The sequence below is a fragment of the Mycobacterium xenopi genome (genome assembly GCF_009936235.1).
GTDB lineage: Bacteria > Actinomycetota > Actinomycetes > Mycobacteriales > Mycobacteriaceae > Mycobacterium > Mycobacterium xenopi.
The window spans coordinates 551,684-567,619 of record NZ_AP022314.1 but is presented as its reverse complement, the minus strand read 5'-3'; the positions used below and the strand labels follow the sequence as shown (position 1 = coordinate 567,619).

The window sequence follows — 15,936 nt, the reverse complement described above, 5'->3', positions numbered from 1 at the left end:
CCAAAGCCCCCCACACGCCGACGACGTGGGCGCTTCAGCGTCTGCTCGCCCGTTAAAGCCAGGTGTCCTGGGTGGTGGTGGTCAGAAACGCCTCGAGGTCGTCGCGCCACTGAGCGGGCGTGTTCTTGTCCGGCTCGATGCCGGTGTACTCGCCGCGGTAGAACAGCAGTGGTCGCGGCTTGGCCCTCGGCACTTCCGACAGCGAGTGCACCGCACCGAACACCACGAAATGGTCGCCGCCGTCGTGCACCGACGCCACTGTGCAGTCGATGTGCGCCAGTGTTCCCTCGATGACGGGTGAACCCAATTCGGATAGATGCCAGTCGATTCCAGCGAACTTGTCGGGTTCTTTGGAGCCGAAGCGCGCCGAGACGTGCTGTTGCTTCTCATGCAAGATGTTGACGCAGAACTTCCCGCTGGCCTCGATGGCCTGCCAGGTCCGCGACACCTTGGTGGGGCAGAACAACACCAGCGGCGGCTCCAGCGACAGCGCCGCGAACGATTGGCACGCGAACCCGACCGGAGCGTCCTCGTGCATGGTGGTGATGATCGTGATCCCGGTGCAGAACTGACCGAGCACGTTGCGGAACGTGCGGGCGTCGATCGGTGCCGCAGCCATTACTGTTGACGGGCGCCGACGGTGAAATCGTGGCCCCATAGGCTCACCGCGGTGCTCTCCCGGGCTATCCACTCGCGATCGTCGACTTGCAGTCCCTCACAGCCGAATTCGACATCGAACCCGCTGGGCGTCTTCATGTAGAACGAGAGCATTTTGTCGTTGACATGCCGGCCCAGTGTGGCCGACATCGGCACCTTGCGGCGCAACGCCCGGTCCAGGCACAGCCCGACGTCGTCGGAGTTCTCGACCTCGACCATCAAATGTACGATGCCGCTCGGGGTCGGCATCGGCAGGAAAGCCAGGCTGTGGTGGCGCGGGTTGCAGCCAAAGAACCGCAGCCAGGCCGGCGGTCCGTCCGCGGGACGGCCAACCAACTGTGGCGGTAGCCGCATCGAGTCGCGCAGCCGAAAGCCCAGCACGTCGCGGTAGAAGTGCAGGGCCTCGGCGTCGTCGTGGGTGGACAGCACCACATGACCCAGCCCCTGCTCGCCGGTGACGAACTTATGCCCGTACGGGCTGACCACCCGCCGGTGCTCAAGCGCGGCACCGTGGAAGACCTCCAGGCAGTTGCCCGAGGGGTCGGAGAACTGGATCATCTCGTCGACGCGTCGCTCCGCCAGTTCGGCGGCGGTGGCTTCTTTGTAAGCCACGCCCTCGACGTCGAGGCGGTTCCGAATCTCCTGCAGCCCTTCGGCGTTCGCGCATTCCCACCCGGCTACCGATAGCCGGTCGTGTTCGCCGGGCAGGATCACCAGCCGGGCAGGGAATTCGTCCATCCGCAGATACAGCGCCCCCTCGGTGCTGCCACTGCCCTCGACCATGCCGAGGACCTTGAGGCCGTACTCCCGCCAGGCCGCCACGTCGGTGGCCTCGATGCGCAGATAGCCCAGCGACCGGATGCTCATCACGCACCTCCGAGGAAGTCGATCGTCAGCTTGTTGAACTCGTCGAATTTCTCCACTTGCACCCAATGTCCACACTGCCCGAAGACGTGCAGCTGGACACGCGGAATCGTCTTCAATGCCACCAGTGCGCCGTCGAGCGGGTTGACCCGGTCCTCACGACCCCACATCAGCAACACCGGCTGGCGCAGCCGATACACTTCGCGCCACATCATGCCGGCCTCGAAGTCGGCGCCAGCGAACGACTTTCCCATCGCTATGGTCGCCGCCAGCGACTCCGGAGTGCTGGCCAGCGCATACCGCGCCTCCACCAGCTCCGGGGTGATCAGGTTCTTGTCGTAGACCATGACCCGCAGGAACGCCTCGAGGTTTTCCCGGGTGGGTTCCATGGCGAACTTGTTGAGCCGCTTTACCCCTTCGGTGGGGTCGGGCGCGAACAGGTTGACGCTTAGGCCCCCCGGGCCCATCAGCACCAGCCGCCCGGCCCGGTCGGGGTAGTCCAGCGCGAACCGGACCGCTGTACCCCCGCCCAGCGAGTTGCCCACCAGTGGCGCCCGCTCGATGTCGAGCTCGTCGACCAGGGCCTTCAGAGCTCTTGCGGCGTAGCGGTTGAACTGCGGGTGCTCGGTCCGTTTGTCGGAGTGCCCGTAGCCGGGCTGGTCGACAGCGAGCACATGAAACCGCTGGGCGAACACCGCGATGTTGCGGGAGAAGTTCGTCCAGCTCGACGCTCCGGGACCGCCCCCGTGCAGCAGCACCACCGTCTGCGGATTGCCGACACCGGCCTCGTGGTAGTGCAGCTTCAGCGGGCCGTCAACGTCGAGTTGCGCGTAGCGCGAAGTGGACTCGAACGTCAGCTCGTCCGTGGTGGTCATCACACCATCGTGTCGCCGGGCGGCAGCCCGAACTCGTGGTTTCCGAAGATCACGTACGCCCGCTCCGGGTCGTTGGCCGCGTGCACCCGCCCGGCGTGGGCGTCGCGCCAGAACCGTTGAATCGGAGCGGTATTGGCCAGCGCGGTGGCACCCGAAGCCTCGAAGAGCCGGTCGATCGAGGCGATCGCGCGGCCAGTGGCACGCACCTGATCGCGTCGCGCGCGGGCCCGCAGCGCGAACGGGATCTCCTTGCCCGCCGCCAACAGCGCATACTCGTCGCCCACGTTGCCGATCAACTGACGCCACGCGGCGTCGATGTCGCTGGCCGCCTCGGCGATGCGCACCTTGGCGAACGGGTCGTCCTTGGCCTTCTCACCGGCGAACGCCGCGCGCACCCGCTTGCCCTGATGCTCCACGTGCGCCTCGTAGGCACCGTAGGCCATGCCCACGATCGGCGCGGTGATTGTGGTGGGATGCATTGTGCCCCAAGGCATCTTATACACCGGCGCGGTGTTGGTCTGCAGCCCGGGAGCGGTGTGGTCGTTCATCGCCTTGTACGACAGGAACCGGTGGCGCGGCACGAAGACGTTCTTGACGTGCAGCGTGTTGCTGCCGGTGCCGCGCAGCCCGACCACATGCCAGACGTCCTCGATGTCGTATTCGCTGCGCGGGATCAAAAAGCTGCCAAAGTCCACCGGGCGGCCGTCTTTGATCACCGGGCCGCCAACGAACGTCCAGGTGGCGTGGTCGCATCCCGACGACCAGTTCCACGAGCCGTTGACCAGATACCCGCCGTCGACCACCGTGCCCGCGCCCATCGGCGCGTACGACGACGAGACCCGCACATTGCTGTCCTCGCCCCACACCTCTTCTTGGGCCTTTTGGTCGAACAGCGCCAGATGCCAGTTGTGCACGCCGACGATCGAACCGACCCAACCGGTGGACCCACACGCGCTGGCCAGCCGCCGAGCGGCCTCGTAGAACAGCGTCGGATCGCATTCCAGACCGTCCCACTGCTTGGGCTGCAGCAGCCGGAAGAAACCGATTTCCTGGAGCTCGCTGACGGTCGCGTCGGGCAACCGACGCAAGTCCTCGGTCTCCTGGGCCCGCTGCCGCAGCTTGGGCAGCAGTTCGTCGATGCCGTCTAGGACCGACTGCGCGTCACGTTGTTCAATGGACGTCACTGGGTTCCTCCATGAGTGCGGGCTTAAATCAGAGACTAGAACACGTTCCGATTCGTGTCGAGCAGGGTATTCCTGCGGCTGGTAGCGCCAGTTAACGCGTTTTCTGTAACCTGTTCTAGTTATGGCGGAAGAGAAAGCCGGGGCCTTGACCGATACAGTTCCCGACGAGCCGCTGGGCAGTCACGTGCTCGAGCTGCAGGTCGCCGAGGTGATCGCCGAGACCGACGAGGCGAGCTCGCTGGTCTTCGCCGTCCCCGACGGCGCGAACATTCCCGCGGACCGGCTGCGCTACGCGCCCGGCCAGTTCTTGACCCTGCGCGTCCCGAGCGAGCGCACCGGCTCGGTGGCGCGCTGCTATTCGCTGTGTGGCTCGCCGTTCACCGGGGACGCGCTCACCGTGACCGTCAAACGAACCACCGACGGGTATGCGTCGAACTGGTTGTGCGACCACGCCCATCCCGGGATGCGGATCCACGTGCTGGCCCCGTCCGGCAACTTCGTGCCGAAAACACTCGACGACGATTTCTTGCTGATCGCGGCGGGCAGTGGGATCACCCCGATCATGTCGATCTGCAAATCCGCGCTTGTCGAGGGCAGCGGGCAGGTGGTGCTGCTTTACGCCAACCGCGACGACCGCTCGGTGATCTTCGGCGAGGCGTTGCGGGAGTTGGCCGCCAAGTATCCCGACCGGCTGACCGTCGTGCACTGGCTGGAGTCACTGCAGGGCCTGCCCAGCGCCGCCGCGCTGGCCAAGCTGGCCGCCCCTTACACCGACCACGAGGTCTTCATCTGCGGACCGGGACCGTTCATGCAGGCCAGCCGCGACGCGTTGGACTCACTGAGCGTGCCGGCGCAACGCATCCACCTCGAGGTGTTCCGGTCGCTGGACACCGACCCGTTCGCCGCCGTGACGGTCGAGGATTCCGGCGACGAGCCCCCGGCCACCGTGGTCGTGCAGCTCGACGGTGAAACCCACACCGTGTCATGGCCGCGGCACGCCAAGCTGCTGGACGTGCTGCTGGACCGCGGCCTGGATGCGCCGTTTTCCTGCCGGGAAGGTCACTGCGGCGCCTGCGCCTGCACGTTGCGCCGCGGGAAGGTCAACATGGAGGTCAACGACGTGCTCGAGCAGCAAGATCTCGACGAAGGGCTGATCCTGGCGTGCCAGTCTCGCCCGGAGACCGATTCGGTCGAAGTCACCTACGACGAGTAGCCGCGGGCGTTAGGTTCTGCTGATGGGCAAGCGGCTGGTGGCGGCGCTGGGCGGCGCGGGACTGATGCTGGGATTAGCTCCTTTGTCATCGGCGGCCAGCAACACCGCTACGACGCTGTTCCCCGTCGACGAGGCGACTCAGCTCGAGACGCACATCGTCGTCGACTGTCACCGGGCAACGGGCAGTTGCGATTTCACCGCCGGCGCCGACTTGCGCACACCCGATGGGGTGACCGGGTTTCCGCCCGACCTGTGGTCGCGGCAGAGCACCGAGATCCGCTCAACAGATCGGCTGGCTTACCTCGACGTGCACGCCAATGGGCAATTCGAGAGGGTCATGAAATCAGGCGGGTCCGACGTGATCACCACCGTCTACTTCGGTGACGGGCCACCCGAGAAGTACCAGACCTCCGGACGGATCGACTCCACGGATTGGCGCACCGGCCAACCGAAGACGGACGTCAACGTGATCGCGTGCACGCACATCCAGGTGGTCTACGCCGCAGTCAACCTCACCTCGCCCAGCACCTGCGCGCAAACCGGGTTTTCCTGACACGCCCGCCCGCGAAACAGAAGCCACGGTCGTGACAGCCGCGAGATTGACGACCCTGGCTTCTGTTTCGTGGCGACAAGCCTATCCCCGCGGGAGGCCGAGCAGCCGCTCGGCGGCCAGTGTGAGCAGGATCTGTTCGGTGCCGCCCGCGATGGTCAGGCAGCGGGTGTTGAGGAAGTCGTGGACCACGCCGTCCTCGACCACCCCGGCACCTTCGGCGATGTCCATCCGGAATTCGGCTAGAGCCTGCCGGTATCGCACGCCGATGAGTTTGCGGACACTGGACTGCGCGCCGGGATCTTGGCCGCCGACCGCCAGCTCCGCGATGCGCTGGTCGAGTAGCGCACCGGTCTGCGCGGCGACGATCAGCCGCGCGAGCTGGTCTTGACGAGCGACGTCGAGGTCCAAATCGGCTGCCGCAGTGAGCAGCTCTTCCATCGGGTTACCCAGCGCGGTGCCGGTGGCCATCGCGACCCGCTCGTTGGCCAGCGTGGTGCGCGCCAACCGCCAGCCGTCGTTGACCGCGCCGACGACCATCTCGTCGGGAACGAACACGTCTTCCAGGAAAACCTCGTTGAACAGGGCGTCACCGGTGATTTCGCGCAGCGGTCGGATCACGATGCCGGGCGAGCTCATGTCCACCAGAAAGTAGGTGATGCCTTTGTGTTTCGGCGCGTTTGGGTCCGTTCTTGCCAGGCACACCCCCCACTGCGCTTTGTGCGCCGACGACGTCCACACTTTTTGGCCGGTTAGTTTCCAGCCGCCGTCGACCCGCACCGCCTTGGTGCGCAGCGACGCCAGGTCCGAACCTGCCCCCGGTTCGGAAAACAGCTGGCACCAAAAGATTTCGCCGCGCAGGGTGGCCGGCACGAAGCGCTCGATCTGCTCGGGTGTGCCGTGCTCGAGGAGCGTCGGCGCCGCCCACCACCCGATCACCAAGTCGGGCCGTTCGACGCCGGCCGCGGCCATCTCCTGGTCGATCAGCAGCTGCTCGGCGGGGGAGGCGCCGCGCCCGTAGGGTGGTGGCCAGTGCGGCGCCAGCAGGCCCGCTTCGGCGAGGGCCACCTGCTGTTTGTTCTTGGGCAGCGCGGCGATCTCGGCGACAGTCGCAGTGATCTGGGGCCGCAAATCCGCGACCTCGCCGAGGTCGATGCCCAGCCGCCGGCGCACCCCGGCGCGGGTCAGCGCCGCGGTGCGGCGCAGCCAGCGCGCCGAGCCGCCGAGGAACTGCCCGATGCCGTAGGCCCGACGCAGGTACAGATGCGCGTCGTGCTCCCAGGTGATGCCGATGCCGCCGAGCACCTGAATGCAGTCTTTGACGTTGGCCTTGGCGGCCTCGATGCCGATGCTGGCGGCGATGGCGGCGGCGATCGACAACTGTTCGGGGTCCGGGTCGGCGGCCGCGTGCGCGGCGTCGGCCGCAGCCACCGCGACTTGCTCTGCGCGGCAGAGCATTTCGGCGCAGATGTGCTTGATCGCCTGGAAGCTGCCGATCGGCTTGCCGAACTGCTCACGCACTTTCGCATATTCGACGGCGGTGTCCAGCGCCCACCGCGTCACCCCCGCCGCCTCGGCGGCCAGCACCGCGGCGGCGAGGTCTTCGACCGGCCGGTCCACCACGGTGGCCGGTGCCGACGTCAGCACCACCCGCGCCAGTGGACGGGAAAAGTCGGTGGCCTGAAGCGGCTCGACCGACACGGCGTCGTCGACGGCGTCGATCAGCAGCCATGTGCCGTCCGCCGGCACCAACAACAGCCCGCCGTCCGTCGCACCCAGCGCCCACGGCACCGTGCCCGTTACGCGCACGGCGCCATCGACGCGCAGGTCGGCGCTCAGCGCCACCCCGGCGACGCGTTCGCCGGATGCCAGCTGGCCGCGCACCCGCGGATCGGACACCACCAGCGTGGCCAACGCCGTCGTCGCGACCGGGCCCGGCACCAAGGCCCTGGCCGCCTCCTCGACCATCGCGCACAGGTCCTCGACCCGCCCGCCAGCGCCGCCGCAGTCCTCAGGCACCGCCACACCGAACAGCCCCAGACCGGCCAGGCCGTCGTACACCGGCTGCCAGGCCTCGCGCTTTCCCTGCTCGATGTCGCGAACCGCGGCCGTCGTGCCCGCGCCGGCGGCCCAGTCACGCACCAACCCCCGCGCTGCCAATTGCTCGTCGCTGATGGTGGTCGGCACGTTACGGCTCCTCGGTTGACTAGAACGTGTTCTAATAGTGCCAGCGATCGACCGTCAAGTCGAACGCCATTGCAGCAGCACACGCCGGTGTCCCAGGCCGCACGGAGGTGAGCAATCGACGTTCAGGATGCGTATCGTTTTCAGCGAGATCGCCACACGAAGGAGCTGTCCGGCACATGTCCCCTCACATCTCGGGGCCAGCGAACACCAACTCGGCTGGCGCGTCGAGCGCGCAGCCTCGCGAGGTCATGAACGTGGCGGTCCTGGCTGAATCCGAGCTGGGCTCCGAGGCACAGCGCGAGCGGCGCAAGCGGATCCTGGACGCGACGATGGCCATCGCCTCCAAGGGCGGCTACGAGGCGGTTCAGATGCGGGCGGTGGCCGACCGAGCCGACGTCGCGGTGGGCACTTTGTACCGGTATTTCCCGTCGAAGGTGCATCTGCTGGTCTCGGCGCTGGGTCGAGAGTTCGAGCGCATCGACGCCAAGACCGACCGCTCCACGCTGCCCGGCGGCACGCCGTATCAGCGGCTGAACTTCATGGTCAGCAAACTCAACCGCGCCATGCAGCGCAACCCGCTGCTGACCGAGGCGATGACCCGCGCCTATGTGTTCGCCGACGCCTCCGCGGCGGGTGAGGTTGATCACGTCGAGAAACTGATCGATTCGATGTTCGCCCGGGCCATGGCCGACGGTGAACCGACCGAGGACCAGTACCACATCGCCCGGGTGATCTCGGATGTGTGGCTGTCCAACCTGCTTGCGTGGCTGACCCGGCGCGCGTCGGCCACCGACGTCAGCAAGCGGCTGGACCTGGCGGTGCGGCTTCTGCTCGGCGAGGAGCACGCCAAAAGCTGACATCCGGCCGGCAGGGCCTTAACGGAATCGGCTAGCCGCGGCGGGTCGTCGGGAGATCGCTTAGGCTCGGGTTCCGTGGTGGCGGTGGACCTCAACGCCGACCTGGGTGAGGGCTTCGGCGTGTGGCGGCTCGGCGACGACGACGCCATGCTCGGCATCGTCACCAGCGCCAACATCGCGTGTGGTTTCCACGCCGGGGACCCAGCGGGCCTGCTGCGGGTTTGCCGGGCAGCTGCCGAACGGGGTGTGCGGATCGGCGCGCAAGTAGGCTACCGGGACCTGGCCGGGTTCGGCAGGCGGTTCATTGACGTCTCCGCCGACGATCTGCTCGCCGACGTCGTCTACCAGATAGGGGCGTTGCAGGCCATCGCGCAGGTTGCGGGCTCAGCGGTCCGCTACGTGAAACCCCATGGGGCGCTGTACAACACGATCGTGACCCACCGTGACCAGGCCGCCGCTGTGGCCGAAGCAGTGCGCGTTGTCGACGCCGGCTTGCCGGTGCTAGGCCTGGCCGGCTCGGCGTTTTTCGACGAAGCGCAGGCACGTGGTTTGCGCACTGTGCCGGAAGCTTTCGCTGATCGTGCCTACCGGCCGGATGGCCAGCTGGTGTCCCGCCGGCACCCCGGTGCGGTGCTTCATGATCCGGCTGCCATCACCGAGCGGGTGCTGAGCATGGTGACATCGGGCCGGGTCACCGCTGTCGACGGCTCCACGATCCCGATCAGCGTGGAATCGGTTTGCGTGCATGGTGATTCGCCGGGTGCGGTGCAGATCGCCTCAGCGGTGAGGGATAACTTGAAGGCCAGCGGTGTGGACGTGAAGGCCTTTTGCTGATGCGGCTCAAGCCGAGGCGGCCGAACATCGCCCGCTACTCCGACAGATTCGACGTACCCGCGGCAAAACCTGATGCGCCCCTGTCTGTTACGTGGCTGGGCGTGACGACGCTGCTGCTCGACGACGGCACCTCCGCGCTGATGACCGACGGCTACTTTTCTCGTCCCGGCTTGGCCCGGGTAGCGCTGCGCGGGGTGTCGCCGTCGCCGGCCCGCGTCTACGGCTGCCTGGCCCGCGCCAACGTGTCGCGGCTGGCGGCCGTCATCCCGGTGCACACCCACATTGATCACGCGCTGGACTCGGCGCTGGTCGCCGATGCCACGGGTGCTCGGCTGGTGGGTGGCGAGTCGGCGGCCAATATCGGGCGCGGATACGGCCTTCCCGAAGACCGGTTGGTGGTCGCGGCCTCGGGCGAGCCAATCTCGTTGGGCGCCTATGACATAACGCTGGTGAAGTCGCGTCATTCTCCGCCCGACCGGTTTCCCGGTGTGATCGCGACACCGCTGCGACCGCCGGTGAAGGCGTCGGCCTTCCGGTGTGGGGAGGCGTGGTCGATGCTGGTCCATCACCGCCCGTCGGGCCGACGGTTGTTGATCCAGGGCAGCGCGGGGTTTGTGCAAGGCGCACTGGTCGGCCAGCACGCCGAGGTCGTCTACCTCGGGGTGGGACAGCTCGGCGTGCTGCCCAGGTCGTATCTGCTCGACTACTGGTCGCAGACCGTGCGCGCGGTGGGCGCGCGCCGCGTGGTGCTGATCCACTGGGACGACTTCTTCCGCCCGCTGTCAAAACCGTTGCGGGCTTTGCCGTATATGGCTGACGACCTGGACGCGTCTCTGCGCATCTTGGGTGAGTTGGCCGCGCGGGACGAGGTTGCGCTGCATTTGCCGACGGTGTGGCGCCGCGAGGATCCGTGGACCTGAACGTTGACACTGATTCTCGCCCTGGTGTTGCTTGCCGTCGTCCTGGGCTTCGCGGTCGCGCGCCCACGCGGCTGGCCTGAGGCCTTCGCCGCGGTCCCGGCCGCCGTCGTGCTGATCCTGGTCGGCGCGATCTCCGCGCATGAGGCCGCAGCCGAGGCCGCACGGCTGCTGCGGGTTGTCGCGTTCCTGGGCGCGGTGCTGGTGCTGGCCAAACTGTGCGACGACGAGGGGCTGTTCGAGGCCGCCGGGGCGGCGATGGCCCGGGCGCATGCCGGGCCGTCGCGGCATCTGCTGCGGCAGGTGTTTGCGATCGCCGCGATTATCACCGCGGTGCTGAGCTTGGACGCCACCGTGGTGTTGTTGACGCCGGTGGTGCTGGCCACGGTGCGCTGGCTGCGGGCACCGGTGCGCCCGCACGCCTACGCCAGCGCTCATTTGGCCAATGCCGCCTCGCTGCTGCTTCCGGTGTCGAACCTGACCAACCTGCTGGCGTTTCACGTCGCTGACCTGTCGTTCATCAAGTTCACGCTGGTGATGGCATTGCCGTGGGTGGCTGCGGTGGCCACCGTGTACGTCGTGTTCCGCTGGTTTTTTGCGGCTGATCTGCGTGTGGTGCCCGACCGCCACGAGGTCGGCCCACCACCACAGCTGCCCGTGTTCGTGTTGCTGGTGGTGGCGCTGACGCTGGCGGGCTTCGCGATCGCCGAAGCCGCCGGCGTCGCGCCCGCGTGGGCAGCGCTTGCCGGAGCTGCGGTCCTGGCTGCGCGAAGCCTGCGCCATCGGCGCACCTCGGCGGTGGAGATCGTGCGCGCGGTCAACGTGCCGTTCTTGGTGTTCGTGCTGGCGCTGGGCGTTGTGGTGCAGGCAGTCATGCTCAACGGCCTGGCCAGTCGCATGTGTGCGCTGATCCCCACCGGCTGTGGGTTGCTCGCGTTGCTTGGTATCGCTGCGGCTGCCGCCGCGTTGGCCAACATCGTCAACAACCTGCCGGCGACGCTGGTGCTGCTGCCGCTGGCCGCGACCAGCGGGCCGGCGGCGATCTTGGCGGTGCTACTCGGGGTCAACATCGGTCCCAACCTGACCTATGCTGGCTCGCTGTCGAACCTATTGTGGCGCAGGGTTCTTCGCAGGTATGACGTGCCGGCCAGTGTCGGCGAGTACACGCGGCTGGGGCTGTGCACCGTGCCCACGGCGTTGGTGACGTCGGTGCTGGCGCTGTGGCTCAGCGTGCGGCTATTGGGGGTTTGACCAGCGGTGGTACGCGGGCGGCAACGGCATTGCCAGCTCGGCCAGCATCCTGCGCAGCAGCGTGGGATAGTCGGTGACGATGCCGTCGGCACCGGCGGCGATCTGGGCCCGCATCGTCTCGGCGTCGTTGACCGTAGCCGGGATGACCTTGAGCCCCAACGCGTGCGCCCGATTCACGAATGCTTCGTCGACAACTTCGTAGTCGGGTGAGACGATGTCGGCACCGACGATCTTGGCGCCGACGATCGGATCGCCGACAACGGCTGGGTTGATGCCCGCCAGCCACACCGAACCCGGCGTCCAGGTCGCCTCGTTCCACAACGCCACCAACGGAATCGACGGCTCGGCTTGACGCACCATTGGCAATGTCCGCCAGTCGAAGCTCTCGATCTCCACCCGGCCCGGCCTTGCCCGCGGCCCTGACCGCCGCCAATATCACGTCGACAAATTCCTGCGGGCCCGGCCGTTCTCGCCGGATCGGCAGCGTCGACCTTGGTTTCGATGTCGTAGCGCACGTCGGCTCGATAGGATCCGGTCAGCGCGAAGACATCAGGCAGGGTTGCGATCTTGTTGCCCCACACAACTTCCGCATTCGGGAACTCGCTGAGCAGTTTGCCGCAGTCAAGCATGCGGATTTGCGCCAAGGTGAGTTCGTGCACCAGCTTTCCGACGTAGGGATATTGCGGGTCGCCGGTGAACGCCGGCGCGGTGTCGGCGCACTTGCTGGGCTCGATCGTCGCGTCGTGCCACACCACAGGTTGATGGTCCTTGGTGATGCCAATGTCGAATTCCAGTGTGCTAACCCCAAGCTCAAGTGATTTGGCGAACGCGCGCAGCGATTCCTCGGTCGTCTCACCGGCACCGCCGCGATGCGCCACCACATCGAAGCCGGCGGCCGGTGCGGCTGCCGCCGGCTTCGGAGCGCCCAGTGCGACCGCCACCGCCAGCAGGAACGCGCCGAACCGGGCCAGCATGGCAGCGAGGCTATCTGCGGCGCTGGCGGGCGATTTCGGCGAGCACCACACCGGCGGCCACCGAGGCATTCAGCGACTCGGCGGGGCCGGCCATCGGGATGGACACCACCTCATCGCAGGTCTGCCGCACCAGCCGGGACAGACCCTTGCCTTCCGAACCCACGACGACAACCAACGGGTCGGTGCCGTCCAGCTCGTCGATAGTCGTAGCTCCGCCGGCGTCCAACCCGATTACCCGTAGCCCGCGGTCAGCCCAATCCTTCAGTGTCCGAGTTAGATTCGCAGCACGTGCCACCGGAACACGGGCCGCGGCACCGGCACTGGTCCGCCACGCCACCGCCGTCACCGCCGCGGAGCGCCGCCGCGGGATCAGCACACCATGCCCGGCGAACGCCGCCACCGAGCGCACGACCGCGCCCAGGTTGCGCGGATCGGAGATGTTGTCCAACGCGACCAGCAGCGCCGGCGGTGACTCCATCGCGGCGGCGAGCAAGTCGTCGGGGTGGGCATAGCGGTAGGGCGGGACCTGTAACGCGATGCCCTGATGCAGCCCGTTGGTCGTGATGCGGTCCAGGTCTGTGCGCGGCACCTCCAAAATTGCGATGCCCGAATCGGCTGCCAGTCTTATGGATTCGGTCAGCCGTTCGTCGGCCTCGGTGCCGAGCGCGACGTAGAGCGCGGTCGCGGGTACGCCTGCGCGCAGGCATTCCAGCACCGGGTTGCGGCCAAGCACCACCTCGGTGTCGTCGCCGGGTTTGGCCGGCTTACGTGGTTGCGACTTGGCTCTTTTGGCGGCGGGATGATACGGGCGCATGTGCGCCGGCGGGGTGGGGCCGCGTCCCTCCAGGCCGCGGCGGCGCTGTCCGCCCGAGCCGACGGTGCGGGCTTTCTTGGTGCCGGGTTTGCGCACCGCCCCGCGGCGCCGCGAGTTACCGGCCATCACTTGTTGTCATTGCCGACCAGTGACCACTGCGGACCGTCGGCGGTATCGGTCACCTCGATCCCGGCTTGCTTGAGCCGGTCACGAATTTCATCGGCCAGCGCCCAGTTTCGTTGCTCGCGGGCCCTTTCCCGCCGCTGCAGTTCGGCCTGCACCAGCACGTCCAGGGCGGTCAGCGCGGCCGACGTCTCGTCGCGAGAGTCCCAACGCTCGTCGAGCGGATCGCAGCCGAGGATGCCCATCATTGCGCGGATTGCGCTGGCCTTGGCCAGGGCGACATCGTGGTCGCCCGCGTCGAGAGCCCGGTTGCCTTCGGTGCGCGCGTGGTGAATCTCGGCCAGCGCGATCGGAACCGAAAGGTCGTCGTCGAGCGCCTGCGCGAACCGGGGAGTCCAGCAACCCGGAACCACGGCGCCAACCCTGCGTCGCACGCGATGCAGGAAATCCTCGATCCCGACGTAGGCATTGACCGCGTCCTGCAGTGCAGTTTCGGAGAATTCCAGCATCGAGCGGTAGTGGGCGCTGCCCAGGTAGTAGCGCAGTTCGGCGGGCCGGACCCGTTCCAGCATGGCCGGGATGGACAACACGTTGCCCAGCGACTTGCTCATCTTCTCCCCGCCCATGGTGACCCAGCCGTTGTGCAGCCAGTAGCGGGCGAACCCGTCACCTGCGGCACGGCTCTGCGCAATTTCGTTCTCGTGGTGCGGGAACACCAAATCCATTCCTCCGCAATGGATGTCGAACTCCGAGCCGAGGTAGGTGCGGGCCATCGCGGAGCATTCCAGGTGCCAGCCGGGACGCCCCCGGCCCCACGGTGTAGGCCAAGACGGCTCACCGGGCTTGGCGGCCTTCCAGAGGGTGAAGTCGCGCTGATCGCGTTTGCCGGGAGCGGCTCCCTCGCCCTGATGGACGTCCTCGATCCTGTGCCCTGACAACCGTCCGTATTCGGGGTAGCTCAGCACGTCGAAGTAGACATCGCCGTTGCCCGGGTAGGCATGACCGCTGTCGATCAACCGCTCGATCAGCTCGACCATCTGGGTGATGTGCCCGGTGGCGCGGGGTTCCGCCGACGGGGGCAACACGCCCAGCGCGTCGTAGGCGGCGGTGAACTCACGCTCGTAGGTGGCGGCCCACTCCCACCATGGCCGGCCAGCAGCGGCGGCCTTGTTGAGGATCTTGTCGTCGATATCGGTCACGTTGCGGATAAATGCCACGTCGTATCCCCGGGCGATCAGCCAACGGCGCAGTATGTCGAAGGCCACGGCGCTGCGGACGTGCCCGATGTGCGGCAGGCCCTGAACGGTGGCGCCGCACAGGTAGATGGAGACGTGCCTGGGCCGCAGCGGAATGAAATCACGCACGGCACCGCTCGCCGTGTCGTGAAGCCGCAGCTGGGCGCGATCGGTCACGACGTGCCAGCTTACCGGGCTATTCGCGCCGCAGCCGTGTTCGCCGGGTCCGTGCCCACGGAAAGGGGCTTACGCTTCTGCTCGCCGGAAGACCAGCGCGGTCGCGACCGCGGCCAGGCCTTCCCCTCGCCCGGTCAGGCCCAGCCCGTCGGTGGTGGTGGCCGACACCGACACCGGCGCCCCCAGCAACCCCGACAGCAACTCCTGCGCCTCGGCGCGGCGGGGACCCACTTTGGGTCGGTCGCCGATCACCTGCACGGCGGCGTTGCCGACCTGGTAGCCGTTGGCGGTGAGCAGGTCGCGGACGTGGCCGAGCATGCCGGTGCCGCTGACGCCGCGCCAGCGGGGGTCGTCGACCCCGAACACCTCACCGATATCGCCGAGGCCCGCCGCCGACAGCAAAGCATCGCAAAGCGCATGTGCGGCCACGTCGCCGTCCGAATGTCCGGCGCAACCGTCGACGTCGGGAAACAGCAGGCCGAGCAGCCAACACGGCCGCCCTGGTTCGATGGGGTGTACATCGGTGCCCAGTCCGATGCGCGGCAGCAGGCTCACCGGCTCACGATCGCCTTGGCCAACAACAAGTCGAGGGCGGTGGTGATCTTGAACGCCAACGGGTCTCCGTCGATCACCTGGACCTGGGCGCCGACGTGCTCGACGACCGAGGCGTCGTCGGTGAAATCGCCGCCCTCGGCGCGCTGATACGCCCGTAGCAACAGCTCGGTGGCAAAGCCCTGCGGGGTCTGCACTGCCCGCAGGCCCGCCCGCTCCGGCGTTCCCAGCACCACACCGTCGGCGTCGACGGCCTTGATCGTGTCCGGCACGGGCAATGCCGGCACCACCGCCGGGTGCCCGGCGCGCAGCGCCTCGACTACGCGCATCACCAACTGCGGCGGTGTCAGCGCTCGCGCGGCGTCGTGCACCAGCACGAAGTCGGGCTCGCCCGCGGCGGCCAACGCCAGGCTGACCGATTGGCTGCGGTTCGCGCCTCCGGCCACGACGGTTGCCAGGTGTCCGAGTATCAACTTGGCTTGGTCGGTCCGATCGGGTGGCACCGCGACCACCGCCCGGTCGACGACGCCAGAGTCCAGTAAACCGACGACGGCGCGCTCGACCAAGGTACGCCCGTCAAGGTGGAAGAATGCCTTCGGGACACCGGCGGCTAACCGCTCCCCCGCGCCTGCAGCCGGGACCACCGCGACTACCGTGCCCGTCACACTGCAT

The 15,936-nt window shown here is 67.5% G+C and carries 15 protein-coding genes and 1 pseudogene; 6 read left to right on the top strand and 10 right to left on the bottom strand.

Annotated features, from left to right (window positions below):
* Nucleotides 1-52: 52 nt before the first annotated feature.
* The 4 genes from hsaB to hsaA are packed head-to-tail and all read right to left on the bottom strand — an operon-like array spanning nt 53 to nt 3,580.
* Nucleotides 53-619, bottom strand: a complete 567-nt coding sequence (gene hsaB / locus MYXE_RS02410; protein WP_003921741.1) for a 3-hydroxy-9,10-secoandrosta-1,3,5(10)-triene-9,17-dione monooxygenase reductase subunit — start codon at nt 617-619, stop codon at nt 53-55.
* Nucleotides 619-1,524 (bottom strand): iron-dependent extradiol dioxygenase HsaC, encoded by a 906-nt coding sequence (gene hsaC, locus MYXE_RS02405; protein ID WP_003921740.1) that lies wholly within the window; start codon nt 1,522-1,524, stop codon nt 619-621. Before hsaC ends, hsaB begins: the two co-directional genes overlap by 1 nt.
* Nucleotides 1,524-2,396 (bottom strand): 4,5:9,10-diseco-3-hydroxy-5,9,17-trioxoandrosta-1(10),2-diene-4-oate hydrolase, encoded by an 873-nt coding sequence (gene hsaD, locus MYXE_RS02400; RefSeq protein ID WP_003921739.1) that lies wholly within the window; start codon nt 2,394-2,396, stop codon nt 1,524-1,526. The genes hsaC and hsaD overlap by 1 nt, the downstream gene beginning before the upstream one ends.
* Nucleotides 2,396-3,580: a 3-hydroxy-9,10-secoandrosta-1,3,5(10)-triene-9,17-dione monooxygenase oxygenase subunit gene (gene hsaA / locus MYXE_RS02395; protein WP_085195555.1), complete on the bottom strand. Its 1,185-nt coding sequence runs from the start codon at nt 3,578-3,580 to the stop codon at nt 2,396-2,398. Before hsaA ends, hsaD begins: the two co-directional genes overlap by 1 nt.
* A gap of 145 nt (nt 3,581-3,725) precedes the next feature.
* Here hsaA and MYXE_RS02390 point away from each other — a divergent pair, with 145 nt between their 5' ends.
* Complete coding sequence (locus MYXE_RS02390) at nt 3,726-4,793, top strand: ferredoxin--NADP reductase (protein ID WP_112650060.1); 1,068 nt, start codon at nt 3,726-3,728, stop codon at nt 4,791-4,793.
* 22 nt (nt 4,794-4,815) lie between these two features.
* Nucleotides 4,816-5,346, top strand: a complete 531-nt coding sequence (locus MYXE_RS02385; protein WP_085195551.1) for a hypothetical protein — start codon at nt 4,816-4,818, stop codon at nt 5,344-5,346.
* 81 nt (nt 5,347-5,427) lie between these two features.
* Here the strand turns inward: MYXE_RS02385 and MYXE_RS02380 are convergent, their stop codons facing one another.
* A complete protein-coding gene (locus tag MYXE_RS02380; RefSeq protein ID WP_085195549.1) occupies nt 5,428-7,530 on the bottom strand; it encodes an acyl-CoA dehydrogenase in 2,103 nt (700 codons plus the stop codon).
* Between the two features lie 254 nt (nt 7,531-7,784).
* On the opposite strand from MYXE_RS02380, the gene kstR reads away from it, so the two are divergent.
* The 4 genes from kstR to MYXE_RS02360 all read left to right on the top strand — a co-directional run bounded on the left by kstR (nt 7,785) and on the right by MYXE_RS02360 (nt 11,389).
* Nucleotides 7,785-8,387: a cholesterol catabolism transcriptional regulator KstR gene (kstR, locus tag MYXE_RS02375; protein WP_003921731.1), complete on the top strand. Its 603-nt coding sequence runs from the start codon at nt 7,785-7,787 to the stop codon at nt 8,385-8,387.
* A 75-nt stretch (nt 8,388-8,462) separates the two neighbouring features.
* Nucleotides 8,463-9,221 (top strand): LamB/YcsF family protein, encoded by a 759-nt coding sequence (locus tag MYXE_RS02370; RefSeq protein WP_085195547.1) that lies wholly within the window; start codon nt 8,463-8,465, stop codon nt 9,219-9,221.
* Nucleotides 9,221-10,141 (top strand): MBL fold metallo-hydrolase, encoded by a 921-nt coding sequence (locus MYXE_RS02365; protein ID WP_085195545.1) that lies wholly within the window; start codon nt 9,221-9,223, stop codon nt 10,139-10,141. Before MYXE_RS02370 ends, MYXE_RS02365 begins: the two co-directional genes overlap by 1 nt.
* Before the next feature lie 3 nt (nt 10,142-10,144).
* On the top strand, nt 10,145-11,389 hold the full coding sequence (locus MYXE_RS02360; RefSeq protein WP_085195543.1) for an SLC13 family permease: 1,245 nt from the start codon (nt 10,145-10,147) through the stop codon (nt 11,387-11,389).
* On the opposite strand, the pseudogene MYXE_RS02355 reads toward MYXE_RS02360, so the two are convergent.
* From MYXE_RS02355 to ispD, 5 genes and pseudogenes are all read right to left on the bottom strand, one after another.
* Nucleotides 11,375-12,363, bottom strand: a pseudogene (locus MYXE_RS02355) (glycerophosphodiester phosphodiesterase family protein). The gene MYXE_RS02360 and the pseudogene MYXE_RS02355 sit on opposite strands and share 15 nt — an antisense overlap.
* Before the next feature lie 10 nt (nt 12,364-12,373).
* The gene (gene rlmB, locus MYXE_RS02350; protein WP_085195541.1) at nt 12,374-13,303 is read right to left on the bottom strand and encodes a 23S rRNA (guanosine(2251)-2'-O)-methyltransferase RlmB; all 930 of its coding nucleotides are present in this window, start codon (nt 13,301-13,303) and stop codon (nt 12,374-12,376) included.
* Entirely contained in the window at nt 13,303-14,712 is a 1,410-nt protein-coding gene (cysS, locus tag MYXE_RS02345) for a cysteine--tRNA ligase (RefSeq protein ID WP_085195539.1), read from the bottom strand. The genes rlmB and cysS overlap by 1 nt, the downstream gene beginning before the upstream one ends.
* Before the next feature lie 69 nt (nt 14,713-14,781).
* Nucleotides 14,782-15,267, bottom strand: coding sequence for a 2-C-methyl-D-erythritol 2,4-cyclodiphosphate synthase (ispF, locus tag MYXE_RS02340; protein ID WP_085195537.1), 486 nt, complete (start codon nt 15,265-15,267; stop codon nt 14,782-14,784).
* A complete protein-coding gene (gene ispD, locus MYXE_RS02335; protein ID WP_003921721.1) occupies nt 15,264-15,929 on the bottom strand; it encodes a 2-C-methyl-D-erythritol 4-phosphate cytidylyltransferase in 666 nt (221 codons plus the stop codon). Before ispD ends, ispF begins: the two co-directional genes overlap by 4 nt.
* Nucleotides 15,930-15,936 lie beyond the last annotated feature (7 nt).